Annotated in this window: 20 protein-coding genes; 9 read left to right on the top strand and 11 right to left on the bottom strand. The window is 57.5% G+C overall.

What is annotated here, in order from left to right; all coding sequences use genetic code 11:
* Positions 1-43: 43 nt before the first annotated feature.
* The 6 genes from HMJ29_RS00775 to HMJ29_RS00750 all read right to left on the bottom strand — a co-directional run bounded on the left by HMJ29_RS00775 (position 44) and on the right by HMJ29_RS00750 (position 6,834).
* Entirely contained in the window at positions 44-1,507 is a 1,464-nt protein-coding gene (locus tag HMJ29_RS00775) for an AMP-binding protein (protein ID WP_171589697.1), read from the bottom strand.
* 229 nt (positions 1,508-1,736) lie between these two features.
* Positions 1,737-2,339, bottom strand: a complete 603-nt coding sequence (locus HMJ29_RS00770; protein WP_171589696.1) for a hypothetical protein — start codon at positions 2,337-2,339, stop codon at positions 1,737-1,739.
* 149 nt (positions 2,340-2,488) lie between these two features.
* Positions 2,489-4,150: a M28 family peptidase gene (locus tag HMJ29_RS00765; protein ID WP_171589695.1), complete on the bottom strand. Its 1,662-nt coding sequence runs from the start codon at positions 4,148-4,150 to the stop codon at positions 2,489-2,491.
* 212 nt (positions 4,151-4,362) lie between these two features.
* A complete protein-coding gene (locus HMJ29_RS00760; RefSeq protein ID WP_171589694.1) occupies positions 4,363-4,719 on the bottom strand; it encodes a hypothetical protein in 357 nt (118 codons plus the stop codon).
* Positions 4,720-4,761: 42 nt separating this feature from the next.
* Positions 4,762-6,066, bottom strand: a complete 1,305-nt coding sequence (locus HMJ29_RS00755) for a PAS domain-containing protein (RefSeq protein WP_171589693.1) — start codon at positions 6,064-6,066, stop codon at positions 4,762-4,764.
* 261 nt (positions 6,067-6,327) lie between these two features.
* Complete coding sequence (locus HMJ29_RS00750; protein WP_244678963.1) at positions 6,328-6,834, bottom strand: GNAT family N-acetyltransferase; 507 nt, start codon at positions 6,832-6,834, stop codon at positions 6,328-6,330.
* A 196-nt stretch (positions 6,835-7,030) separates the two neighbouring features.
* Between HMJ29_RS00750 and HMJ29_RS00745 the strand changes: the two genes are divergently transcribed.
* The 3 genes from HMJ29_RS00745 (at position 7,031) to HMJ29_RS00735 (ending at position 10,159) form a co-directional block, all read left to right on the top strand.
* Complete coding sequence (locus HMJ29_RS00745; protein ID WP_171589692.1) at positions 7,031-8,011, top strand: aldo/keto reductase; 981 nt, start codon at positions 7,031-7,033, stop codon at positions 8,009-8,011.
* 111 nt (positions 8,012-8,122) lie between these two features.
* Positions 8,123-8,659 (top strand): DUF4136 domain-containing protein, encoded by a 537-nt coding sequence (locus HMJ29_RS00740; protein WP_171589691.1) that lies wholly within the window; start codon positions 8,123-8,125, stop codon positions 8,657-8,659.
* A 384-nt stretch (positions 8,660-9,043) separates the two neighbouring features.
* A complete protein-coding gene (locus HMJ29_RS00735; RefSeq protein WP_171589690.1) occupies positions 9,044-10,159 on the top strand; it encodes a glycoside hydrolase family 43 protein in 1,116 nt (371 codons plus the stop codon).
* Between the two features lie 84 nt (positions 10,160-10,243).
* On the opposite strand, the gene HMJ29_RS00730 is transcribed toward HMJ29_RS00735, so the two are convergent.
* Positions 10,244-11,446, bottom strand: coding sequence for a Gfo/Idh/MocA family protein (locus HMJ29_RS00730; RefSeq protein ID WP_171589689.1), 1,203 nt, complete (start codon positions 11,444-11,446; stop codon positions 10,244-10,246).
* Positions 11,447-11,519: 73 nt separating this feature from the next.
* Positions 11,520-12,341 (bottom strand): aldo/keto reductase, encoded by an 822-nt coding sequence (locus HMJ29_RS00725; RefSeq protein WP_171589688.1) that lies wholly within the window; start codon positions 12,339-12,341, stop codon positions 11,520-11,522.
* A 256-nt stretch (positions 12,342-12,597) separates the two neighbouring features.
* On the opposite strand from HMJ29_RS00725, the gene HMJ29_RS00720 reads away from it, so the two are divergent.
* Positions 12,598-12,789 carry a hypothetical protein gene (locus HMJ29_RS00720; RefSeq protein ID WP_171589687.1) on the top strand — a complete coding sequence of 64 codons (192 nt, stop codon included), beginning with the start codon at positions 12,598-12,600 and terminating at the stop codon, positions 12,787-12,789.
* A gap of 307 nt (positions 12,790-13,096) precedes the next feature.
* Here the strand turns inward: HMJ29_RS00720 and HMJ29_RS00715 are convergent, their stop codons facing one another.
* A complete protein-coding gene (locus HMJ29_RS00715; protein WP_171589686.1) occupies positions 13,097-13,975 on the bottom strand; it encodes a pirin family protein in 879 nt (292 codons plus the stop codon).
* Positions 13,976-14,215: 240 nt separating this feature from the next.
* Between HMJ29_RS00715 and HMJ29_RS00710 the strand changes: the two genes are divergently transcribed.
* Positions 14,216-14,452 carry a YMGG-like glycine zipper-containing protein gene (locus HMJ29_RS00710; RefSeq protein WP_171589685.1) on the top strand — a complete coding sequence of 79 codons (237 nt, stop codon included), beginning with the start codon at positions 14,216-14,218 and terminating at the stop codon, positions 14,450-14,452.
* A 178-nt stretch (positions 14,453-14,630) separates the two neighbouring features.
* Here the strand turns inward: HMJ29_RS00710 and HMJ29_RS00705 are convergent, their stop codons facing one another.
* On the bottom strand, positions 14,631-15,281 hold the full coding sequence (locus tag HMJ29_RS00705) for an HAD family hydrolase (RefSeq protein ID WP_171589684.1): 651 nt from the start codon (positions 15,279-15,281) through the stop codon (positions 14,631-14,633).
* A gap of 343 nt (positions 15,282-15,624) precedes the next feature.
* Here HMJ29_RS00705 and HMJ29_RS00700 point away from each other — a divergent pair, with 343 nt between their 5' ends.
* Positions 15,625-17,607, top strand: coding sequence for a tetratricopeptide repeat-containing sensor histidine kinase (locus HMJ29_RS00700; RefSeq protein ID WP_171589683.1), 1,983 nt, complete (start codon positions 15,625-15,627; stop codon positions 17,605-17,607).
* A 45-nt stretch (positions 17,608-17,652) separates the two neighbouring features.
* Here the strand turns inward: HMJ29_RS00700 and HMJ29_RS00695 are convergent, their stop codons facing one another.
* Positions 17,653-18,288 carry an MOSC domain-containing protein gene (locus tag HMJ29_RS00695; RefSeq protein WP_171589682.1) on the bottom strand — a complete coding sequence of 212 codons (636 nt, stop codon included), beginning with the start codon at positions 18,286-18,288 and terminating at the stop codon, positions 17,653-17,655.
* Positions 18,289-18,890: 602 nt separating this feature from the next.
* On the opposite strand from HMJ29_RS00695, the gene HMJ29_RS00690 reads away from it, so the two are divergent.
* The 3 genes from HMJ29_RS00690 to HMJ29_RS00680 all read left to right on the top strand — a co-directional run bounded on the left by HMJ29_RS00690 (position 18,891) and on the right by HMJ29_RS00680 (position 22,869).
* A complete protein-coding gene (locus HMJ29_RS00690) occupies positions 18,891-21,092 on the top strand; it encodes a TonB-dependent receptor (RefSeq protein WP_171589681.1) in 2,202 nt (733 codons plus the stop codon).
* A 355-nt stretch (positions 21,093-21,447) separates the two neighbouring features.
* Positions 21,448-21,936, top strand: a complete 489-nt coding sequence (locus HMJ29_RS00685; protein ID WP_244678964.1) for a phosphodiester glycosidase family protein — start codon at positions 21,448-21,450, stop codon at positions 21,934-21,936.
* A gap of 201 nt (positions 21,937-22,137) precedes the next feature.
* On the top strand, positions 22,138-22,869 hold the full coding sequence (locus HMJ29_RS00680; protein ID WP_171589679.1) for a hypothetical protein: 732 nt from the start codon (positions 22,138-22,140) through the stop codon (positions 22,867-22,869).
* The last annotated feature ends 35 nt before the right edge of the window (positions 22,870-22,904 follow it).

Raw genomic sequence — 22,904 nt, 5'->3', positions numbered from 1 at the left:
CAGGAGCCCCAAAGCGCACCAGAAGTTGCGTGCTAAGAAGGCGCTAGGCCAGTTGAGCGTACAGAATCTTGGAATGATGCCGCCCATCCACGGGTAGTTCAGTTCTAAAGTGGAAGCTGACGGCTAAGTCAGTGGGGAAGCACTGGCCTAGCACGACCCGCAACGCCGGCTGCAGGTCAGCTGGGCCCTGCACGTATACCGTAAACCCCTCGGGAGTAGGGCGAGCGGCCACGCGAGCCACTCCCGGCACGGTGCTGAGGGCGTGCTCAAGCTGATAATGCTGCACCCCTGCCACAATAGTTTCGTTGCCTTTGCGGCCCGTGAGCACCAGCCGGTGCTCGGCATCGAGGTAGCCGAAGTCGCCGGTCAAAAACCATTCTGCCTCGGCCACCGCTACGTGGGGGCCGCGTACCGCCAGCTCGCCCACCTGCACCCAGCAGCCGGCCGGAGTCCGTACCTGGCCTAGCGGCTGCAGCTCCCAGGAAATTTCCGGGCGAAGGTGGCCCACGCAGTACCCCGCGGCGGGCAGTGGGGCAGGAGAGGCTGCGGCATCCCGAATGGCCAGGGGCTCGGCTTCGGAAGAGCCGTAGATAACAATGCGCTGGGCTGCCGGAAAGTATGGCTGCAAGGCTACCAGCAGGGCTTCCGGTACCGGCGAGCCGCCAATGCCCAAGGCTACTACTTCGGGAAATGTGGTGGGCTGCTGCGTTAGGTATTGCAGCAGTTGGCGGAAGTAAAACACGTTGCCAGTGAGCGTGTGCACCGGGCCGGTGCGCAGTTGCTCTACCACCGCTGCGGCCTCCAGCTGGCGCACATCCAGGGCGGGCACGGCGGGCAGCACGCTGGTCACGCCCGCCGCCAGGTTATGCAGGAGCACGTTCGGAAACAGCGGAAAATCGTGCTGGCCGGATAGAGGAGGAAAGGCGGCCCTGAGGGTGAGATGCTGGGCCGTGAGCACGGCGTGGGTCCGGACCACCGTTTTGGGTGGGCCACCCGTAGAGCCGGAGCTGTGTGAAATCAGGGCAGGCTGGTGGGAGGGTACCGCCTGAGGCCGCCGCTGGGGCAATGCCACCGAACTACCCGCCGGAGACACTATCAGGCGGAGGCCTCTCAGCCGCGCCAGTAGCCGCGCCCAGGTCGGTACGGCGGTGCTCACCACGGCCACTCTGATGCCCTGCTCCCTGGCCAGCCGGCGCATACTCCTGGGAGTGCTACCTGCGGGCGGGAGCACGGGCACGGCCCCAACTGCCAACAGGCCTAGCAGGCCGCTGAGCAAGGCCGGGCCTACGGGCAGGGCCAGCAGTACCCGTTGGCCGGGCTGCACCCCCTGGTGAGCTAGCCGAGCGCTCATTGCCCCAATGCGGGCCAGCAGGCTCCCTCCGGTGTCGGCGGCAGGGGCTGGTTTGCCAGGCAGAGCGGGCCACTGCACCCACACCCGCTCCGTGGGCTGGGTGGTAAGTGAAGCGTGAATCAGCTCATAAAAGTTGGCAGATATGGTAACGGGCATGGAGCGTGATAGGTGGAGCCGGCAGGGCAAGGAGTGCTCAGCGCTGTATGCTTCAAATGGAGCTTTATTCCCTCCCGATTCAAAACCACAAGCTTAATGTAGTAGACTTTTCAGCTAGGAGAAAGTAGGCCTCAGTAGTGGCCTAAAAGTGCTAATAGAGCATAAAAAAAGTCCCGACAGGCAGCTGCTGTCGGGACTTTTGACGGATACTTAAGTTTGCTATATAGGCCTACGGGCGTTCTACTTCCAGAATCTCTTCTTTGGTGAGCATAATCCGGAGGTCGTAGCGGGTGAGTTCAACAGGCTCGGCGGCGTAGTTTTCGGGTTTGTTGAGCTTGGTCACTTCCGTTTGGCTTTCCATCTCGTAGTTGTTGGGCAGCAGCTTTACACTGTTACCGGTTACATCCTGCACCTTAAGCAGGGAGTAATGCCCATTCTCAGTGCGGATGTGGTATAAGTCGCCGGGGTGAGGTGCCTGAATGAAGGTCTGCGTGTTTTTCTGGCTCTGGTTGTGCGTGATAACCCCCCATATTACCAGCACGGCCAGCAGAAGCAGGCCACTGAAATGCCAGATAGGCGCTTTCACGCGCTGCTTTACTTCGTGGGTGGTCTGCTTCAGATCGGCATCCATTTCTTTATCCTGAACTACCAGTCGGCAATGGCCACATTCAGCTATGCCTGTCTTGCCAAGCGGAAACAGCGGAATCCAATACACGTGCGCATAGCGTCCGAAAACGCTTACCCGGCGACTATCAGGAGTAGCGCAGGAAGGGCAGGAGCCGGAAACTGCCTCTGTGGTGAGGTGGGAGGCGCGGTGACCGTAAATAATCATAGCAGTGCTGAAAAGCAGCTTAGCAGTAAGCGTGAAACCAGTGGCGTTAGTCGGTGGGAATTAACTTGGTACCAGAAAAATAGGTTGCGTGCATAATATTCGGAGTTTTCCACCACATTATCACACCCCACGCGCTGAAAAATAGCCTATTACTGCTGAGCAAACCGCCGGCCGAAAAAGTCGCCAGCGTTCCAGGTGGGGCGCACTGGGTTTTGGGCCACCAGGTACCCGATCAGGAAGTTCAGCTGCACGTATTTTTTGCCGGCTTCAAAGTCGAAAACTCCGTTAATATCGTCCTGGGGCTTGTGGTAGGTAACCGCGCGCCACTTCTGCACCTGCTCGCTGAGGTTGTTTCTGCCATCGGGGGTGCGGTTGCCATACTTGATGTGCAGGGCCGGAATACCTTGGGCCACGAAGCTGTACTGGTCAGAGCGGATAAAGCGGTTCTGGTCGGGCTCGGGGTCTTCCTCCACCGTCAGGCCGAGGTACTGCGCCGCTGTAGCTACGGGCTGGCTAAGGCTGGAGTGCTGGGCGCCAAGGGGCACCACCGAGAGCAAGGGCGCAATGATGGTGGGCATATCGGTATTCACATCGGCCACAATGGCGGATTTAGGCACCGTAGGCCGAGCCGCAAAGTAAGCCGAGCCCAACAGGCCTAGCTCTTCCCCTGTTTGTAGCACGAACAAAATACTGCGCTTGGGTTTTTCTTTGAGCTGAGAGTACAGCCGGGCAATTTCCAGCACTGAGGCTACCCCGGAAGCATTGTCATGGGCTCCGTTATAGATGGAGTCGCCCTGCACGGGGGTGCTAACGCCTAAGTGGTCGAGGTGGGCGGAGTGTACTACGTACTCGCCTTGCAGCTTGGGGTCGGAGCCAAGCAGTTTGCCTACCACGTTGTAGCTCTCAAAATCCTGATAAGCCGACTGCCAGTTAGCCGCTAATGTGCCCTGCAAGGCTACTGGGGCGGGTTTTCCTTGACGCAAGCTGCTCAGCACCTGGGCCGTATCAGAAGCCGCGCTGCGCAGCAAGTCCTGCAGGCCCGCCGCCGATAGAGTACCCGTAAGGGCAATGCCTGAGCCGCTGATGAAACCCCGGGCGGCGGCCACCTTGCCATCGGGCCCCAGCACGCTGGTAGTTGATAAGGGGCGGGCCAAAGCCGCCGCGGAGGCCACCGGGGCCGGTTTTGGTGAGGCAAACAGCACGCCCACAGCGCCGCGCTGGGCGGCCGTTTTTACCAGCAAGGTTTGGTCCTGGCTGGCGGCAGCTACCGTGCTCGGGAAAGTGCGGGGTGCCCCGCGCACAATCACTACCACCTTGCCTTTCACATCCAGGCCCTGATAATCATCATAGCCCTGGTCGGGGGCGGAGATACCATAGCCCGCGAAGGCCAGCCCAGCTGGGGCTAAGCGAGCTTCTGGCTGCTCGGGGTGGGGGTAGAGGTGTACTTCGGTGGGGGCCAGGGCAGCACTGCTACTGCCAGCTGGCTGGTAAGTTACGGCAGCGCCCGGGCGCACGGTGGCCCGGCGCAAACGCACGCGCTGGGTGTAGCCGCCATCTTCGGCGGCTGGCTGCACCCCAAAGCTTTTAAGCTGGCTGGTAACATAGTCAACGGCCATTTGGTAACCCGGGGTGCCTGGCTTACGGCCCAGCAGCCGGTCATCGGCCAGGTACTGAATATGGGCTTTAATATCGGAGGGCTTCACCTTCGTGAGGGCCTTAGCTACCCGTTTCGGGACCGGAGCAGAGGGTTGGGCTGCTGCTGGGCTAAGTAGCGGCACGCCGGCCGTCAAGAGCAGAAAGAGTCGTTTCATTGCCCCAAAATACGCATTCAGCCCACTACTGTAACCCGATGCTGTTCTCACAAAAAAAGTAGCACCCACCGCCAACTCACAGGATAAAGCAGCATGCGTGAGCAAGCCGGCAAAATCTGGGTGGCGAGTGGGTGCTCAATTTAGAGTAGCCATAAGGCTATTCTCCGGGCCGTAGGTGCTTAGGTAAGAGCTTCCTGAGTAAGTAGATAGGGCTATTGCAGGGCTGCCTGCTCAACCTGCCCAAGCAGAGCCTCAAGCTGGGCGGCATGGGCATCAATGCGCTCAAGGCCCAACCGAGCCTCTTCCAGCTTGCCGTTTTGGTGCTGCTGAACCAGGGAGCGGGCCGTATCAAGCATTCTGGAAAGTTCATTCTCCAGAAGCGTTACGGCCGGAATACTGCCGTAGCGGGGTTTCACAATAGCATACAGCCATTCTCCGAGCGGGTTTAGCCGCAACGAGAAAAGGGCTTCATCAGGCTCCCGCACGCCATATATCACCGACCGCAGCCGGGACTTAAACAGCACCAGCTTGATCCGAGCCTGTTGAAAATCCAGGTTAGTTAAATCCATGCGCCGAAGGATAGTAGCCCGAAAGCAGAGTGGGAAACTTCCTTATTGTGCATCAGATCCGCGGTTCTCCAGGGCCTGGCGAGCCAGAACCAGGTCAGTAACATCAAAGGCAAACACGGTAATACCCGCTTTCTGGTCGCCTTCCGTAAACAGCTGATAGGTAAAGTTGAGGTAGCTGCGCTGCAGCTGGCCGCTGCCGTCGCGGTCGAGCATGATTTCATGCTCCTTGCCGTTAAACGTTTCGCCGGTGGTGTATACTTTATCGAGGAGGTCAATAAAGCCTTGTTCTATCACTTCGGGCAGGGCCTCAGCCACCGTAAGGCCCGTCAGCTGACGATGCGGAAACATCTTTTGGTACTCCGGGTTTACGAATTCAAACCGGTGCTCAGGACCCCGCAAAATGCAGATGAGCGCGGGCGTCTGCATAAAGAGGTTGTAAAAAGTAGCGCGTTGCTGCTCCGCAAGCTGCAGGGCCTGGTAAGATTGGTCCGACAGTGCGGCCTGCTGCTCGTTGGTTTCCAGGAGCTCTTCCACTAGCTTTTTCTGGTCGTGGATATCGGTGCCGCCGCCTACCCACATGGTGATCTGGCCCTCCGCGTTGAAGCGGGGCAGGCCATGCATGAGCACCCAGCGGTACTGGCCATCGGCCCGACGCAGGCGGTATTCAACCTGGTAGGGCTGGCCGGTGGTTACCGATTGTTGCCACTGTTGCTGCACGCGCGGCACGTCATCGGGGTGGAGGGCATGAACCCAGTTGCCGTTTAGCTGCTCTTCCATGGAGCGGCCGGTATATTGCAGCCAGCGCGTATTAAAGTAGTCCCGCTCCCCGCTGAGGTTTGCCGTCCAGACTAAAATAGGCACTGATTCCAGCGCGAAGTGCATCCGGTCCTGGCTTTCGGCCAGTGCCTGCTGGGCCTGCTCAGCTTCTAGTCGGGCCCGGTACTGCTCGGTAACGTTTTGGGTGCGCTGCAGAATAAACTGCAACTCTCCCTGGGCATTGAGAATAGGGTAGTGCGTAGCCTCCCAGTACAGCTCCTCTAGGCCACCTCCCTGCTCGGTGGGGCGCTCCAGATCATACCGAATCAGGGGCATAGTGTGGGGCTCCAGGTATCGGCGCACGTGCTCATGTGACTCCCGAATCACGGCTGCCGACTGCTCATCGGTAGCGGGATATGCTTCAAAAAAAGCCTTCCCAATGGCCTCCTCCCGGCTTTTTAGCGACACGGCCACGTGGCTGTCGGTGTTGTCGACGATGGTAGCCTCGGCGTTAGGGGCAATGAGCAGGAAGTTTTCGGGCAGCGAGTGAAACAGGTGCTGGTAGTCAACCGGGAAAGCAGACGTGGGCATAGAAGAAGTGAGGCAGAGTAGTGAGAGATGGTTCTGCCAGTAGATAAAGAGATAGGCAGAAACTAGCTAGGTAACGGATGCCAGATAGTAGCCAGAAAGGCTTCTAAAGACACTATAGGCAGCGGCGCTCTGGCCTAGCAAAGGTCAGCAAAAAGCCCCGGTTTTTACTGCTTTATAGTTGAGTTAGCTATTTAGCCGGTTGAATGACTGCATAGCTCTTATAAGATGTAGAAAGCAACTCGGTTAGGGCGCCAGGCCAGGTTACGCCCGAATCATGTGGATGTGCGGAATGCCATCTTCGAGGTAACCCTGGCCATGCTGCCGGAAGCCGAAGCTTTCGTAGAAAGCTTGCAGATACAGCTGCGCCCCAATTTGAATGGGCTGCGCCCCAAACAGCGTTTCTATGGCTGCAATTGACTGCCGCAGCAACTCCCGGCCCAGGCCGTAGCGCCGGGTGCTGGGGCTCACTACCACACGCCCAATGCTGGCCTCGGGGTAGCTGATGCCGGCCGCAAACAACCGGGTGTAGGCCACTAGCTCACCCGCCTCAGAGTGGCCTAGCAGGTGGTAGGCCACTTGGTCCTGGCCATCAATGTCCTGAAAAGCACAGGTTTGCTCCACCACAAAAACTTCGGAGCGCAGCTGTAGCAGGGTATATAGCTCGGTGAGGGTGAGGGCGTTGAAGGGCTTGGTGGTCCAGGTGAGGGTCATGGGGCTCGTAAACAATAGCTGGTGCGCAAAAGTAGCCTCTATGGCTCCAGAAAGCATCAGCAAAGCAGAATCCTTATAAATAAAGGCAGAAAGTCAGGGCCCGGCGGCAGACAAGTGGCTTGATGGATAGCCAAAAAGTTAGACGTAGTCAGGCAAGAATTACATGAGCGAACAAGGCGCCCAGGCGTATAACAGCCAACCAACCAGTAGCTGGTGCAAGTAGCCGGCTTTCCGTAAACCAATCGTAATCCGCATGGAATTTACCCGCTTAGGGGCCACTGGCCTCAAGGTTTCTAAAATATGCCTGGGCACTATGACCTACGGCACGCCCACCGACCGCTGGCCCTGGGCCCTGAACGAAGAGCAGAGCCGCCCTTTTATTCAAAAGGCCCTGGAGCTGGGCATCAATTTCTTCGACACCGCCGACGTGTACTCTAACGGCGCCAGTGAGGAGGTAGTAGGCCGCGCCCTGCGTGATTTTGCCCAGCGCGATGAGGTAGTGCTGGCTACTAAAGTGTATAACCCCATGGGGCCGGGGCCAAACCAACGGGGCCTTTCGCGCAAGCACATTATGAGCGCCATTGATGCCAGCCTCAAGCGCCTGGGCACCGATTACGTAGACCTCTACCAGATTCACCGCTGGGACTACGATACGCCCATTGAGGAAACTCTGGAGGCCCTGCACGACGTGGTGAAAGCCGGCAAAGCTCGCTACATTGGGGCCAGCAGCATGTACGCCTGGCAGTTTGCGCAGGCCCTATATCTGGCCGATAAGCACAACTGGACGCGCTTTGTAAGCATGCAGCCGCACTACAACCTGGTGTACCGCGAGGAGGAGCGCGAGATGCTGCCCTTGTGCCAGGATCAGGAAATTGGCGTGATTCCTTGGTCGCCGCTGGCACGTGGGCTGCTCACCGGTAAGCGGACCAAGGAGCGCAACGAAACCGAGCGGGCTCGCACCGATGCCTTCGGCAAGAGCCTCTACGGCCGCGACGATGACTTTGCCGTGGCCGACCGGGTAACAGAAATTGCTGAAGCTTATGGCCTGCCCAACGCGCAAATAGCCCTGGCCTGGATGCTGTCGAAGCCCATAATTACGGCGCCCATTGTGGGAGCCAGCAAGCCTGGCCACCTCGAAGATGCCGTGGCTGCGCTAGAGGTAAAGCTTTCTGGAGAAGAAATTAAGCGGCTGGAAGAGCTGTATCAGCCGCACCCGGTGCTGGGGTTCTCCTGAGTTAATGGCCGGAGTGGCCTAGGCCACTCCGGCACCTTCTGCACTCGCACTACGTTTAGGAAATAGGTTTTCTGACGAGAACCTCCCCCTTACGTCTTTATTCCTACTGCAATGAAAGCATCTTTGTATCTGCTGGCTCTGGCCTTAGCGAGTTGTGCCGCGCCCGCTACGCAAATCACTTACCAGCAGCCTAGCGTTACGTTTACCGGGTACAAAACCTACAATTTCATGGACGTACAGGCCCGTACTGAGGGCACCGCGCCTACGTATATCACGGGTGTACCTGAAATCAAAGAGGCTGTAAAGCAGGAGCTGGAGCGCCGGGGCTACCGTCAGTCCAGCACTCCTGATCTGTGGGTGAATATTGGCGTGGTTACCCAAGACAAGGTGCAAACCCGCCAAACCAATATCCGGGATGCGCCCCGCTACATTGGGCAGCGCAACTACCACTGGCAAAGCGAGGAAGTAGTGGTGAACCGCTACTCCGAGGGCACGGCCTCTATTGAGCTGGTAGACGCCGCTCGCAATGAGCGGGTGTGGGAAGGCACGCTTACCAGCATCATCTCGTCCAATTCCGATAAGCGAGCCAAACGCATTGACAAAGCCACGGCAGAGCTGTTTGCCAAGTACCCAGTGCCTGCTCAGTAGTAACTAGTGCATGGGTAGTTAGTACATTAAGCCTCGGCTTCGGTCGGGGCTTTTTGCTGACTATGCTAAGTTATAGGTTTGGCTAGATGCGGAATGTCAAAATTTATGCTTGGCTTTGGTCTTGCATGCCTGCTAATGAGAACTTGTTACGTACTTCCAGGACCTACTATGTGTAAACAGGTATAGGATAAAAATTTGGGCATTTAGCAAGGCATAGCTATCGGAAACGTTGCCGGTTATCTATCACAAACGTTTGGATAGTTTATCTGCTAGCAAGGCTTTTTTTAGCCTGATTGCTGGCAATTGAAGGTTTCTATATTTGATGGTAGCAGTGCCAACCAATAGGGGGTACTGCCTTTTCATCATTCGCTCTATTCACCCACTATGTCCCACTTCCTGAAGCCGGCCCTTCCCGCCTTGGCCGCGCTGTCTCTGTTGAATGCCTGCCAGAGTAACTCCTCTAGCGAAACCGCTGCCAGCGGTGCGGCACCTGAAGCCACCACCGCAACTAGTGACTCCGCTGGTGGGAAGAAGTATCTAGCAGAGCCGCTGATCAAGGATATTTACACTGCTGATCCTTCGGCGCACGTATTTAACGGCAAAATCTACATTTACCCCTCGCACGACATTGAGACGGGGATGCCGGAAAACGACAACGGCGACCATTTCGCCATGCGTGACTACCATATCCTGTCCATGGACAGCATCGGCGGTAAGGTCACGGACCACGGGGTAGCCCTTGATGTGAAGGATGTGCCGTGGGCCGGCCGCCAGATGTGGGCGCCCGATGCCGCCTTCAAGAATGGCACGTACTACCTGTATTTCCCCGTGAAGGATAAGCAGGACGTTTTCCGGATTGGGGTAGCCACCAGCAAGTCGCCCACGGGTCCCTTCAAAGCCGAGCCCAAGCCGATTGAAGGCAGCCTCAGCATTGACCCCGCCGTATTTACTGACACCGACGGCAAAACCTACATGTACATGGGCGGTATTTGGGGCGGACAACTTCAGCGCTGGCGCTCTGGCAAGTACGACGCCAGTGACCCCAAAATGCAGGAGCCTGGCGCTAAGGAAACGGCCCTCGGTCCGAAAATGGCCCGCCTGAACTCCGATATGTTGCGCTTCGATGAGCCGGTAAAAGAAGTGCAGATTCTAGGCCAGGATGGCAAGCCCTTCCTGTCGGGCGATAACACGCACCGCTTCTTCGAGGGCGGCTGGATGCACAAGTACAACGGCAAGTACTACTTCTCGTACTCCACCGGCGACACCCACCTGCTGGTGTACGCCACCGGCGACTCGCCCTACGGCCCCTTCACCTACCAGGGCGTGCTGATGAACCCCGTGCAGGGCTGGACAACGCACCACTCCATCATCGAGAAGGACGGCAAGTGGTACCTCTTCTACCACGACACGGAGCTCTCCAACAAAACCTGGCTCCGCAACGTGAAAGTGACGGAACTGAAGCGTAAACCCGACGGCGGTTTCGAGACCCTCAATCCCTAAGTGGCCTAGCGTACCAAAAAACAACAAGCCCGGACCTGCCATGCAGATCCGGGCTTGTTGTTTTTAGGGGAATGGGGTACTGGCCTAGCGGGAGTTAGTTTTGTCGAGAACCTGCTGAATATCCTTGGTAGAGACCTTTTGGCCGGTTTCGGCGGCGCGGTAGATGGCTTGCAGAATCTGCACGTCGCGCAGGCCCATTTCGCCGGGCACGCGGGTAGGTTTGTTGTTCAGTATGCAGTCGGCGAAGTCGTCCATCTGGCGGGCTTGCTGCGGTACGTTGGGCAGGTTCATGGGGCCTTTGCTGGTGCGGCCGTTGATGCCGCCGTACCCAAAGGCGGGCTGCAGCTCCAGGAAGCCCCTGCTAGATTCGGCCCGCAGGAGGCTGTTCATGTTCTCGGCGTAGCTGGTGCGGCAGTCGGCCACGGCACCATCGGCAAACTGCATTTGCCAGTTCACGCCGGCCTCCACCTCCTTGAACAACCCCTTGGGGTCGGGGTTAGGCGCCAGCTTAGCCGTAACAGATACGGGCAGCTGGCCTTTGGTGTAAATCACGCCCTGCACGCAGTAAATGCCCATGTCCATGAGCGGCCCACCACCGGCCAGCTCCTTATCCACGCGCCAGGGTGTGTCGTTGCCAAACCGGAAGCCGTTGTCGGATGTAAGCTTGGTAATGGGTCCGTAGGCCTGTTGCTGGCCCAGCCGCATCATTTCCTGGTGGTGGGGCTCGAAATGCAGGCGGTATCCAATGCTAAATTTCTTCCCCGATTTCTGCATGGCCGCAATCATGCGGCGGCACTCCTCGGCGGTAGGGGCCATGGGCTTCTCGCAGATGACGTGCTTACCGGCCCGCGCGGCCCGCTCCACATACTCGGCATGCAGGCCTACGGGCAGCACAATATAGATAATATCAATGTCGGGGTTGTCGGCAATTCGGTCGAAAGTCTTGTAGTCGTAGATGTTCTTGTCGGGGATAGTGTATTGCTTTTTCCACTGCGCCGCTTTGCTGGTTGTACCCGTCACAATACCGGCCAGCTTGCAGAGCCTGGTTTGCTGCAGCGCGGGTGCCAGCTGCCCGGTGCTATACTTGCCTAGGCCTACCAGCGCCACGCCCAACTGCTTCCTGCTTTGCAGTGCATCCAGCGTAGCCGGCCCGTAGCTGCTTTCCTCCAGCCACGACAACGGCCCCCCGATAGTCGAGGTGCCGACCAGGGTAGCACCCAGGCCTAGGGATAAAGTCCGCATAAACTCCCGACGGGAAGCGGCCGAAAACTGGTTGTATGATTTCATAGTGCACTGCTGGGTTTTATCAGGCGTACCGCGCTCATGGGCTGTAGGTTACATATTGAGCGAGTTAAGTGGCCTAGAGCTGCCGCACGTAGGCTGCCATTTTCTCACGGGTGGCTGCATCGGGCATTGGGCCTTCGGTGGCGCGCAGGTTGTCCTGGAGGTGTTTGGGGTTGCTGGTGCCAGGAATTACGCAGGTAACGGCCGGGTGAGATAAAAGGAACTTAAGTAGGAATTGCGCCCAGCTGGTAATGCCCAACTCCGTGGCCCAGGCTGGTAAAGTATGCCGGTGTACGCGGGCCAGCAGGCTGCCCTCGCCAAATGGCCGGTTAATGAGCGTGGCCACTCCTCGGTCAGCGGCGGCAGGTAACAGCCGTTTTTCGGCGTGGCGGTCGAGGATGGAGTAGTTGAACTGCACGAAATCGACGCGCTCCTGGGAGAAGACCCGCTCCAACTGCTCATGCATACCATCGGTGTAGTGCGTGATGCCGATGTAGCGGATTTTGCCCACCGCTTGCCACTCCCGTAGCGTTTGGAGATGTACCTGCCAGTCAACGAGGTTATGAATCTGCATCAGATCCAGCGAAGTGCGGCGGAGCTTGCGCAGGGAATTCTCCATCTGCCGGATGCCCGCCTCGCGGCCCTGCGTCCAGACTTTTGTGGCGTAGAAGAAGCTGTTGCGGCTGTCAAGGTCAGCGGTCAGGTCACCTACTACTTCCTCGGCCCGGCCATACATGGGCGAAGAATCAATGACGCTGCCACCGCCGGCATGCAGAACTTCCAGGGTTTGCTGAAGTGGCGGGTAGGCAGTTTTGCTTTGAGCATCAAAGGTTTGCCAGGTTCCTAGCCCAATGGCTGGCAGCGGCTGTTGGCTGGAAGGGATAAGGCGCGTAAGCATAAGGAGGGGAATAGAGCCAGACCACTGCAGGCCGGCAAGTAACCAGGGCAGGAAGTTGTACTATGCCATAAAAGAAAGCAGGAGGCTATCTGTCTCGGGGCGAAATGCGTACAAAGAGCACTAGTACTTACTGGTTCAGCTGTTTGTGTGTTGTCATACAACTCATCGTTTTACCGCTGGTACAACGGTGAATCTCGGGCAACATGAACAGGTAGCACCCCCTGCGTTTCTTTCCTATCATCTGAATTCTTTCAACATGAGCAACCAACCCGCACCACAAAACAACGACTCTAATAACTCACAAAACCAATCTGGGCAGGCTGGCCAAAACGGCAAACAGCCTCAAGTAGATGTGGAGCTGACCAACGAAGTAGCTGAATCAACGCAATCGAGCCCCAGCACCGAAAACGACTTCACCGACGAAGGCGCAACCGGAAATAACGACTAAGCAATAGGCTACTAACCAACAAGGCGGTCAGGTAGAACTAAGCATAACCGCCTTGTTGAACAGCTGCTGATTCGAAGAGTACAAACAAAAGCGGCCCTCCCAAGCAACTGCATGGAAGGGCCGCTTTTGTAGTTTTACTGTTGACGTAGGCCAATCAGCACGGCTGGAACTGCTTTGCCGGAGCTAGGCTTTTTCAGCATCCTCCTGCATAAGCGTGAGCCGTCCTAGGCCAGTCGTTTCAACATGAGCAGATCCTTTGCCTACACAAGTTAATGTACTAGGGTGAAGATATGGGCTATATTGACACTCACTCGTCTTCCGGGAAGGTGCCCATGCCGCCGCTCTCAAAGTCGGTAATGGCCTGCACCAGCTCCTGGTTGGTATTCATCACAAAGGGACCGTAAGTGGCCAGGGGCTCCTCAATGGGGGCACCGGCCAGCACCAGCAGCACAGCGTCGGTGGTGGCTGTCAGGTGAATATCGGGAGCATCCCAGCCAAATACCACCAGCTGCTTAGTGGTAGCGGCCCGGTCGCTGTGCAGCAGAATGTCGCCCTTCACCACGTAAATGCCCACGTTGTAGTCGGCGGGCAGGTGCAGGGTGGTCTGGTTGCCTTGCTGCAGGTGCACATCAAGCAGGGTAATGGGCGAGAAGGTTTCGGCGGGGCCGGTGGTGCCCTCGTACGTGCCCGCAATAACCCTGATCTGGCCGAGGCCATCGGGGGTGGCTATGGCCGGAATGGAAGTACCCTCAATGTTCTGATAGCGCGGTGGAGCCAGCTTATCCTTTTTAGGCACGTTTACCCAGAGTTGTAGTAGCTCCAGGGTGCCGCCGCGCTTAGCAAACTCCTTCTCGTGGCGCTCCTCGTGCAGCAGGCCCGCGCCGGCCGTCATCCACTGCACATCGCTGGGACCGAGGGCTCCCGTGTGGCCGGCGGTGTCGCGGTGGGCGAGGTAGCCCTCATACACCACCGTCACCGTCTCAAAGCCGCGGTGAGGGTGGGGCGGCGTGCCCAAGGGGGAGTTGGTGGGCGCCACGGCCATGGGACCGGTATGGTCGATGAGCAGATAGGGGCTAAGCTGACGGATTCGCGGCCCCGGCATGGGGCTGGTTACGTCGAAGCCATCTCCCACAAATTTCTTGTTGCCATCAATTATTTGAAAAATGCGGCGGCCGGTAGTAGTCATAGCGTAAAGTGGTTTGTGCCTGATAAAACGAACAGTAACAAGCGCTGAATAGGAAAATAGTTATGGGATAGAAACGGAGAGAGCGAGTGCTGGGCACTTGGCAGCGGCTGACGAGTTTTTCTACTTAGCCGTGAATGCATTTTTAATGTTTAATAACTAAAAAATGTGACTATCGTTCTATCAGCTAGTGCCGCTAATTGATTGGCAAGCACATATGTTGAGCTATAAAATTTTAAGCAGATGAGAAATTTACGTTTTGCTTTCGTGGCTGCGGCCTGCTTCTTATTCACTGATTGCAGCACCAGCAAAGGAACCGGTACGGTGGTTGGCGGGGCTGGCGGGGCCGTAGTAGGCGGAGCCATTGGGGGTACGCCCGGGGCTATTATTGGCGGCGCAGCAGGTGCCGTAGGTGGCAGAGCCATTGGCAAACACCGCGATGAGAAAAAAGCTGAGCGCGAAGCTCGGCGCAACCAATAACAGAGTGGCCTAGCCGCTGTGGCGGGCCACTTACTGGAAAGTCCGTTTGCTAGCCGCCGTATGTGCAGCCAGCAAACGGACTTTTGTGTATCAACAGCATACAGTACTTGGGCGTTGCATGGCCCCGAATGAGGTAAACTAAGTAAGCCAGTTACACTAAGGCAGGATGCAGGCGCAGCTACACAAGGCCCTGAATTAAGGGTTCAGTGAAGTCTTGGGCAAAACCCAGGATATTGGGCAAGTGAGAAAACTCCGCGGCTGCATGCGTGGTAGTGAGAATAACTGCTTGCATTTCCGCGTGTAGTGCTGCTTCGGCCCCTTTGGGCACGTCTTCAAACACCAGGCAATTGCTGGGCGGCACCCCAAGCTGCTCGGCGGCCTGCAGAAAGGTTTCAGGATGGGGTTTACTGCGCGTTACGTCGTCGGCACTGACGATGGCCTGGAAATAATGCCGGATATTCAGGGTATCGAGTACGAAGTTGATATTGAACGGAATAGCTGCCGAGCCAATTGCCATGTTAATGCCTTGCTGCCTGGCCCGCTCCAAAAACTCCGGCAGGCCAGGGAGCAGCGCCAGGTGCGGCCGAAATTCCTGCTGGTAGCGCTGCTCTTTCCGTAGGGCCAGCTCATCCATTTCCTGCACCGTGAATCTATCTGGCCCGAATAGCCGCATCAGCACTTCCTGGTTCTTACCATACATCTGCGGCTTCACCTCTTCCCAACTCAAACTGCTTCCTAGCTCATGAGTGAGAATGTGGTGCCAGGCACTGGTGTGATAATCCATGTCGTGAATCATGGTGCCATTCAAATCAAACAGGAATGCTTTCATAGCCTCTTTCAGAACGAAGAAATGCCTGTTATACGGCTGCTAAGCTGCCGCCGGGTAGAGGCTGGTGGGGTTCAAGCTTGAGCGAGTTTTGGAAGCGTTGTCAAAAGTAGAATGAAAGTAAGAAGCTATTGCTTGGTGAAAAGGCTTGATTAGCAGAGCTAAGCCGACCATCCGACTGAGCTGGGTGAATTTGGATTCCAAAAAATGGAATCCAGCATAAAGTGAAAAACAGTGTTTAATGCGTTTTATAAGGGTTTGTGAATATACTACAGAGACAGGGGCTTATGGAAGGCATGTGGTTGAGCTATGACCGCTTATATTTATATCGGCTTGCGCTCTTTCCATGTCTCGTCTTTGCACATTCTTGTTTTCTCAGCCTGTTGGCAGAGTCCTCTTTCTGGGACTGTTGCTGTGGAGTGCCAGGCTAACTGCTCAGGCCCAAAGCCCCGCGTTGGATAGCCTGCGCCAGCTGGTACAGCAAACTCCCTCTGATACCAGCCGTGTGCTGCTGCTGTGCCAAATGAGCGACCAGTACTGGGTGCTCCGCGTTGATTCGGCGGCGGCGTATGCTAACCGGGCGCTGGCGCTGGCCCACCGGGCTGGTTACCGCCATGGCGAGGGCGAAGCCCTGAACCGGCTGGGATCTGTGTACCGCGAAAGCAACCTGGCGCAGGCGCTAGAGCTGTTTCAGCAGTCGTTGCACCTCGGCGAAACCACCCACGATCTGCGCCTGCAGGCCCAGAACCTGCGCAGCATTGGTATCATTTACGTGTACCTGCGCGACCGGCGGGAGGGACTGGCCTACTACTTCCGGGCTCTGCGCCTCGGCGAGAAACTGCATGATGAGAAGCGCATGGTGGTTGACCTCAGCAATATTGGTCTGGCCTACGACCTGTATAATGAGGTAGATTCTGCCCGCATTTTTCAGGAGCGGGCGTACCAGCTGGCGCGTCGCTTGGGCACCCCCACCAACTACATCCTCTATGGCCTGGGCCAGGTTGCCCGCAAGCAAGGGCGCCCCACCGACGCGCTGGAATTCTACCGCCGCAGCATTCGGGAGTCAAAAAAGCTGCACCACTCACGCAGCGCCAATTTTTCTTATGTGGGCCTGGCTACGCTATATCAGCAGCAAGCCCGCCTCGATTCAAGTATTTACTATGCGCGGTTGGGGTATCAGGTGGCCCGTCTCAACGGCTTTTTGCGGGGGGTGCTCAACGCCAGCCTGCTGCTCACTCAGGACTTCAGGGCCCGGGGCCCCGTGGATAGTGCCTTTAAATACCAGCGGCAGGTGCTGGCTATGAAAGATACCCTGTTTGGGCAAGAGAAAGTGATGCGCCTGCAGGGGCTTAACTACCAGGAGCAGCAGCGGGCTCAGCAAGCCAAGGCCACTCAAATAGCGCTCAAAACCCGCTACCAAACCTACTGCCTGCTGGCGGGGCTAGGGGTACTGCTGCTGGTGGTGGCACTGCTGGTGCGCGGATGGCGCCAGCAGCACCACGCCAACGAAGCACTGCAGGCCTCACTGGCCGAGCTGAAAGAAGCCCAGCTGATGCTGGTGCAACGAGAAAAAATGGCGTTTCTGGGCGAGCTGACGGCCGGAGTAGCCCACGAGCTGCAGAACCCTCTGGGCTTTGTGAAGCAGTTTGCCGCCGCCAGCACAGGTTTGGTAGAGGAAATAAACGGAGCCCAGCGCCTCACTCACGACGGAGCCCTTGACCGCGAAATTCTGGCTGGCCTGAAACAAAACCTGCAGGAAATCAGCCAGCACGGGCAGCGAGCTACGGCCATCATTAAGGGCATGCTGGAGCATGCCCGCACTGGCCAGGCCCCTCGCGTACCCACCAACCTCAACCAACTGGTGCAGGAGCACTTGCGCCTGGCCTACGAAGGGGTGCGCCAACAAGACCCGCAGTTTACGGCTCAATTAATTACGCACCTTGATGCTGCCGGGCCGCTAGTGCCCGTAGTGGCCCCTGACTTAGGCCGGGCAGTGCTCAACCTGTGCACCAATGCCCTGCATGCCGTGCGCCAGCGGCAACGTACGGCCAGTGCCAGCTATGAGCCGCAGGTAACAGCCAGCACCCAAACTCAGCCAGATGGGGCCGTGGTTATCAGCATCCGGGATAATGGCGTAGGAATACCGGTTGATGAGCAAGAGCGCATTTTTGAGCCATTCTTCACCACTAAACCCATGGGCGAGGGCACTGGCCTGGGTCTCTCCTTGAGCCACGATATTGTGAAGAGCCATGGCGGCACGCTGCATGTGCAAAGCCGGGAAGGCGAGGGTACTGAAATCATAGTGACCCTGCCAGTGGCCCCAGGCTAGCCGTTCTACTGGCTAGCTAACCACACCGGCCTAGCTTACTCTGGCTCACACCAGCAGGCGGGTGAGCCGCTCGCGCCACGAGGGCGTCAGATGGGGCGCTTCAAGCATGGCTTCGAGCTTACGGGCGTTCTTAGGGCCGGGGGAGAGGCTGTCGGTTAGATCCTGAATGGTCACGGCGTAGGGCGACTGCTGCACTAGCGTGATAGTGTCGCCGGCTTGTACAGTGCCTTCCTTCTGCACCTGGAAATAGATGCCGCTGCGGCCTGCCTGCTCAAAATCCCGGATCATCTGGTCATTTTGGAAGCGGAGGCCTAGCTTAAAGCAGGGTTGGCGGGGCTGAACTGCCATCAGTACGGCCGTCCCGATCTGATAACAGTCGCCTACCCGCACCTGGTCTTCCAGGAGCCCAGTGGTCGTTAGGTTTTCCCCGAAAGCACCAGCTGCCAGCTCCTCGCCCCCGAGGTGATTCTGCCAGAAAGCGTAATGCTCCTGCGGATAAGAATATACTGCCTTATTGGGCCCACCGTGTACGCGCAAATCAGCCTGCCCATCGCCGGCCAGGTGCTCTGTGTGCACATATACTGGTTCAGTGGTAGGCTGCTTGAAAATGCTGGTCCGGACTGGCTTACCCTTCCAACTATATTCCTGCGGTAACCCAATGTTGAGGGAGAGGAGTTGCATAAAGCGTTTGTATACAGATGAGCTGGCGCAAGATAAAGGCTTGCCGGGAAGAAGCCGGGGTTGCTGTTAGCCGCAGCCAGCGCAGCATGCTTCACAGGTGTCAGGGCTTTAGGAAAAAGTAAACCGGAGCCTGCAAAACCGCCACGCCCGCGTGCTGACATTGTGCGGCATAGAGGCCTATAGTGGTGTCTTTGTCCTGAACAACTGGCCTAAACGGTGCGATGTCAGCAACGCCTAGGCTTCACTTATTACGTCTCAACATCGGCCTGGCAAAACGGAAAAGAGACTTTAACTCCGCTCAGCATCACGGGCGTTGGCTTACTGTTTATCCAGCCGAGAGCGATACCGCCAGACCACCGCTGGATAAACAACATCAGCACACGATGTGACACAAGTATACGCCTCTACAGCCAGGCGGTTAGCAGGTGAGGGGCTTCGGTAGGTGAAGTATGACGCGCTTTCGTAACCAGCCTGAACACGACCAATAGCGGATTAATGGGCTGCTTCACACTTCATCCCGTTAATCCGACGCTTCGGTAACAGCAAGTTTCATCCGCCGCGGCATCGGGCCACTTTTGGCCTATTACTTCGCTGCCACCACCATGAAACGTCTGCTACTCCTCGTCCTGTTCTTCCTGACTCCGGCCCTGGGCCTGCTGGCGCAAACAGTTACCGCCATCAGCGGCACCGTCCGCGATGCGCAGGGGCTGCCGCTGCCGGGGGTTAACGTATTCCTCAAAGCCACCTTCGACGGGGCCAGCACCGACTCGCTGGGCCACTTCCGGTTTGAAACTCAGCAGCCCGCTGGCAGCTACGTGCTGCAGGCCAGTCTGCTGGGCTTCGTGACGGTAGAGCGGGCCGTAACTCTCAGCAAACAACCGCTGCGGCTAGAGCTGGTGCTGAAGAGCACGCCCCACGCCCTGGGCTCGGTAGTCATTACGGCCGGCGCCTTCGAGGCCAGCGACGAGCACCGCAGCGCCGCCCTTAACACCCGCGACGTGCAAACCACCGCCGGGGCGCTGGCCGATGTATCGGCGGCCTTTAATACCCTGCCCGGCACCACGCGGGTAGGGGAGGATGGCATGCTGTTCGTACGGGGCGGGGCCGCCTCCGAAACCAAGATTTACCTGGACGGGCTACCCGTACAAAACCCCTACAACGCTACCGTGGCGGCAGTGCCCGCCCGGGGCCGTTTCTCGCCCTCCCTGTTCAAAGGCACCGTTTTCAGCACGGGCGGCTACTCCGCGTTGTATGGACAGGCCTTGTCGGGGGTGCTGCTGCTGAACTCTACGGATCTGGCTCCTGAGACGCAAACGGGCGTTTCTGTGAGCTCCGTCTTTCTGGGAGCTTCTCGCACCAAGCGCTGGGAGCGGACTTCCCTCGATGGTACTATCGATTACACCAACCTCACGCCTTACCAGCATCTGCTGCCCCAGAACGTAACGTGGTTTCAGTCGCCCCGTGGCGTGAACTCGTCGGTGGGGTTGCGTCACCGTACCGGACAGGCCGGTATGTTGAAAGTGTACGGCACCTGGAGCCAGCAGCAGCTCAGCATTGGGCAGCCCAGCCCTGAGCCTGCCGGTATGCAGCGCGTGGCCCTGCGCAGCACCAATGGCTACCTCAATACTACCTTCCGCAGCCCCTTGCGCCGCGGCTGGAGTCTGCAAACTGGCCTAGGCCTCAGCCGCGACGACCAACATGTGGCGCCCGACACTGTTCGGCTCCGCACACTGGAGCAAGCCGCCATTGCCCGCGTAGTGCTGATCAATGACTCAGCCGCCGCGCGCTGGAATGTGAAAGTGGGGGCCGAGGTGCTGGCCCAGAAGGTCACGCAGCAAGTACAGCCCAACGCCGCAGCAGCTGCCACCTATGCGCCTTCATTTCTGGAGCGCCGCGCAGCAGGCTTCCTGGAAAGCGACTTTCAGCTCTCTGACCGGCTGGCCGGCCGCATTGGTGGGCGCGGCGAATACTCGGCGCTACTAGGCCACTGGAACGCCGCCCCTCGTCTGGCCCTGGCTTACCAGACCACTGAGAATAGCTCCCTCTCGGGTGCGTACGGCCACTTCTACCAAACCCCTACCACCAGCCTGCTGCTGGTGCAGCCTAACCTGCGCTTCGAGCAGGCCGCCCACTCGGTGCTCACCTACCAGTACACCCACGACCGGCAACTGCTGCAGGTAGAGGCCTACTACAAAACCTATAGCCACCTCACGCGCTTCGATGGCCACAACACCCTCAACGCTACAGCTTACGATAACAACGGCACCGGCTACGCCCGCGGCCTGGATGTGCTGTGGCGCGACCGGAAAACCATCAAAAACTTAGAGTACTACATCAGCTATGGCTTCCTGGACACCAAGCGCCAGTACCGCCAAGACCCCGTAGCGGCCGTGCCCACGTTTGCGGCGCGCCACAACGTGTCGGTGGTGGGGAAATACTGGGTGGCTAATCTGCACACCTTGTTTGGCGCCACCTTCAGCTACGGCAGCCCCCGCCGCTATAACGACCTTAACCATCCTGAGCATGGCTACAACCAGGGCCAGCTGCCCACTTATCAGGATCTGAGCCTGAACGCCAGCTACATCACCCGCCTGTTTGGCAAGTATACCATCGTGCATGTAGCCGCCAACAACGTGCTCGGCCGCCAGAACGTGTACGGCTACCGCTACGCCTCCCAGCCCGACATCTCGGGCAGCTACAACCGCGTGGCCGTGACGCCTACTGCTCCTCGCATGCTGTTTCTGGGCGTGTTCATCTCCATCAACAAGCAGCACCCCGGCAGCGTGGATGAGCGGCCGGAGTAGGCTTTTGAGTGACAAGGGAATCCTAGCATCGGAAACCGAAGTTGGTGGTGTAAGTTGCCAGCTCACTGTTCTCGCGATGCTAAGTAGAGAAACCTTTTACAGCCATTTCCGACGCATCTGTTTGCTACGGTGGGTTGCCTTACTGGGTAGCTTAGGTATGGTACAATGCGGTTCGGGCGACATTGCCCGACCGCCTGATTCTGACCACTATCTCAGTTACCGAGTAAACCCCCGACAGCAGACGGTACGCCTGTACTGGAAAGATGACAGGGGCGAGAAGTTGCGTAGCATTCAGCGGTTAAAAACATGGCTGGAGACTAGGCATCAGCGGCTACTGTTCGCTACCAACGGCGGCATGTATAAAGCGGATAATACCCCGCTGGGTTTGTTTGTAGAGCAGGGCGTACCTCTAACACCCATTGATACTGCGAGTGGAGAGGGCAACTTTTATTTAAAGCCCAATGGGGTTTTCTTCCTGACCACTAATGGAAAGGCCGGTATTACTCCTACAGTTTCTTTCCCGAAGCAGCACATTCAATATGCTACTCAGTCGGGCCCTATGCTGGTGCTACAAGGACGGATTCATCCGGCGTTCAAAGCTCATTCCACTAACCTGAACATTCGCAATGGGGTGGGCATACTGCCAGATGGCACCGTGTTATTTGTAATGTCAAAGCAGAAAGTCAGTCTATACGATTTTGCTCTTTACTTCCAGCAGCAAGGGTGTCAGACGGCATTATATCTCGATGGATTTGTGTCACGAGCTTACTTGCCAGAACAGGAGTGGAGACAGACCGATGGGGATTTTGGTGTAATCATCGGCGTAACACGTTCTAGCCAGTAACCACTTCGGCTTACCTACAAGCCAACATTCATTACGTCAAGAGCCACAGCTTACTAGCTGCGGCTCTTGTGCGTTTAGTGTCATCCGTAATCAAGCGTTTATCAGCCATTCACCTCATCACTTACAGAAGATTACACTTCATCCCATAAATCCGACGCTTCGGTAACAGCGAATTTCTTTGGGGCCGGGGCTAGGCCACCTTTGAAGCATCAACCACCACAAACCCTGTTCACCATGAAAAAGTCGGTGTTTACCCTCGCCCTTGTAGCCGCTTCCTTTGCCGCCGTAGCTCAGGCCCCAGCGCCAGCTACCGCTACCGCTACCGCTGCCACTGCCACCGACAGCTACACCGCCATGATGAGCACTACCATTCAGGAGCTCATGAGCACCGGTGATGCTGCAAAACTGAAGCAAGTAGATGCCAGGCTGGAGCGCGCCGCTCAGGTAGCTCCTAAAGATTGGCTGCCCCGCTATTACCAGGCCTACGCCCGCCTCATCACCTGCTTCGTAAGCCAGGAAGACGGCGACACCAAAGACAAGTACCTCGACCAAGCCGAGGCGGCCCTAACCCAAGCTCAGAAGTTGGGCGCCGACGAATCGGAGCGGTTGGTGCTACAGGCCTACATCTACCAGGCCCGCTTGGGTATTTCGCCCATGGTGCGCTCCATGAAGTACTCCAAAATGGTAACGGAAACGCTTGGCGAGGCTAAAAAAGCCAATGCCGCCAACCCGCGCATTTACCTGGTGCAGGCCAACAACGTGTACTATACTCCCGCTATGTTCGGGGGTGGGGCCGATGTGGCTAAACCACTCTATCAGGAAGCTAAAGCGCGCTTCGCTGCCTTCCAGCCTAAATCTGGGCTGATGCCTAACTGGGGCGAGCGGCAGCTAACCGGTCGGCTAAAAAGCTACGAAACCGCTTCCACAAACTAGAGCGGTAGCGGGCCGAAGCCAGCACTGCTGGCTTC

The organism is Hymenobacter taeanensis (assembly GCF_013137895.1).
Taxonomy (GTDB): Bacteria; Bacteroidota; Bacteroidia; order Cytophagales; family Hymenobacteraceae; genus Hymenobacter; species Hymenobacter taeanensis.
The sequence above is the reverse complement of the archived record's forward strand: the minus strand, read 5'-3'. Positions and strand labels throughout refer to the sequence as shown.

Bases quoted from the DNA above. Each gene is read 5' to 3' on its own strand.
- HMJ29_RS00715 (WP_171589686.1), bottom strand. From the start codon at position 13,975: ATGACTACTACCGGCCGCCGCATTTTTCAAATAATTGATGGCAACAAG.
- HMJ29_RS00735 (WP_171589690.1), top strand. From the start codon at position 9,044: ATGTCCCACTTCCTGAAGCCGGCCCTTCCCGCCTTGGCCGCGCTGTCT.
- HMJ29_RS00750 (WP_244678963.1), bottom strand. From the start codon at position 6,834: ATGCTTTCTGGAGCCATAGAGGCTACTTTTGCGCACCAGCTATTGTTT.
- HMJ29_RS00690 (WP_171589681.1), top strand. From the start codon at position 18,891: ATGAAACGTCTGCTACTCCTCGTCCTGTTCTTCCTGACTCCGGCCCTG.
- HMJ29_RS00720 (WP_171589687.1), top strand. From the start codon at position 12,598: ATGAGCAACCAACCCGCACCACAAAACAACGACTCTAATAACTCACAA.
- HMJ29_RS00725 (WP_171589688.1), bottom strand. From the start codon at position 12,341: ATGCTTACGCGCCTTATCCCTTCCAGCCAACAGCCGCTGCCAGCCATT.
- HMJ29_RS00765 (WP_171589695.1), bottom strand. From the start codon at position 4,150: ATGAAACGACTCTTTCTGCTCTTGACGGCCGGCGTGCCGCTACTTAGC.
- HMJ29_RS00685 (WP_244678964.1), top strand. From the start codon at position 21,448: ATGTATAAAGCGGATAATACCCCGCTGGGTTTGTTTGTAGAGCAGGGC.
- HMJ29_RS00745 (WP_171589692.1), top strand. From the start codon at position 7,031: ATGGAATTTACCCGCTTAGGGGCCACTGGCCTCAAGGTTTCTAAAATA.
- HMJ29_RS00760 (WP_171589694.1), bottom strand. From the start codon at position 4,719: ATGGATTTAACTAACCTGGATTTTCAACAGGCTCGGATCAAGCTGGTG.
- HMJ29_RS00705 (WP_171589684.1), bottom strand. From the start codon at position 15,281: ATGAAAGCATTCCTGTTTGATTTGAATGGCACCATGATTCACGACATG.
- HMJ29_RS00730 (WP_171589689.1), bottom strand. From the start codon at position 11,446: ATGAAATCATACAACCAGTTTTCGGCCGCTTCCCGTCGGGAGTTTATG.
- HMJ29_RS00770 (WP_171589696.1), bottom strand. From the start codon at position 2,339: ATGATTATTTACGGTCACCGCGCCTCCCACCTCACCACAGAGGCAGTT.
- HMJ29_RS00700 (WP_171589683.1), top strand. From the start codon at position 15,625: ATGTCTCGTCTTTGCACATTCTTGTTTTCTCAGCCTGTTGGCAGAGTC.
- HMJ29_RS00710 (WP_171589685.1), top strand. From the start codon at position 14,216: ATGAGAAATTTACGTTTTGCTTTCGTGGCTGCGGCCTGCTTCTTATTC.
- HMJ29_RS00740 (WP_171589691.1), top strand. From the start codon at position 8,123: ATGAAAGCATCTTTGTATCTGCTGGCTCTGGCCTTAGCGAGTTGTGCC.
- HMJ29_RS00775 (WP_171589697.1), bottom strand. From the start codon at position 1,507: ATGCCCGTTACCATATCTGCCAACTTTTATGAGCTGATTCACGCTTCA.
- HMJ29_RS00755 (WP_171589693.1), bottom strand. From the start codon at position 6,066: ATGCCCACGTCTGCTTTCCCGGTTGACTACCAGCACCTGTTTCACTCG.
- HMJ29_RS00695 (WP_171589682.1), bottom strand. From the start codon at position 18,288: ATGCAACTCCTCTCCCTCAACATTGGGTTACCGCAGGAATATAGTTGG.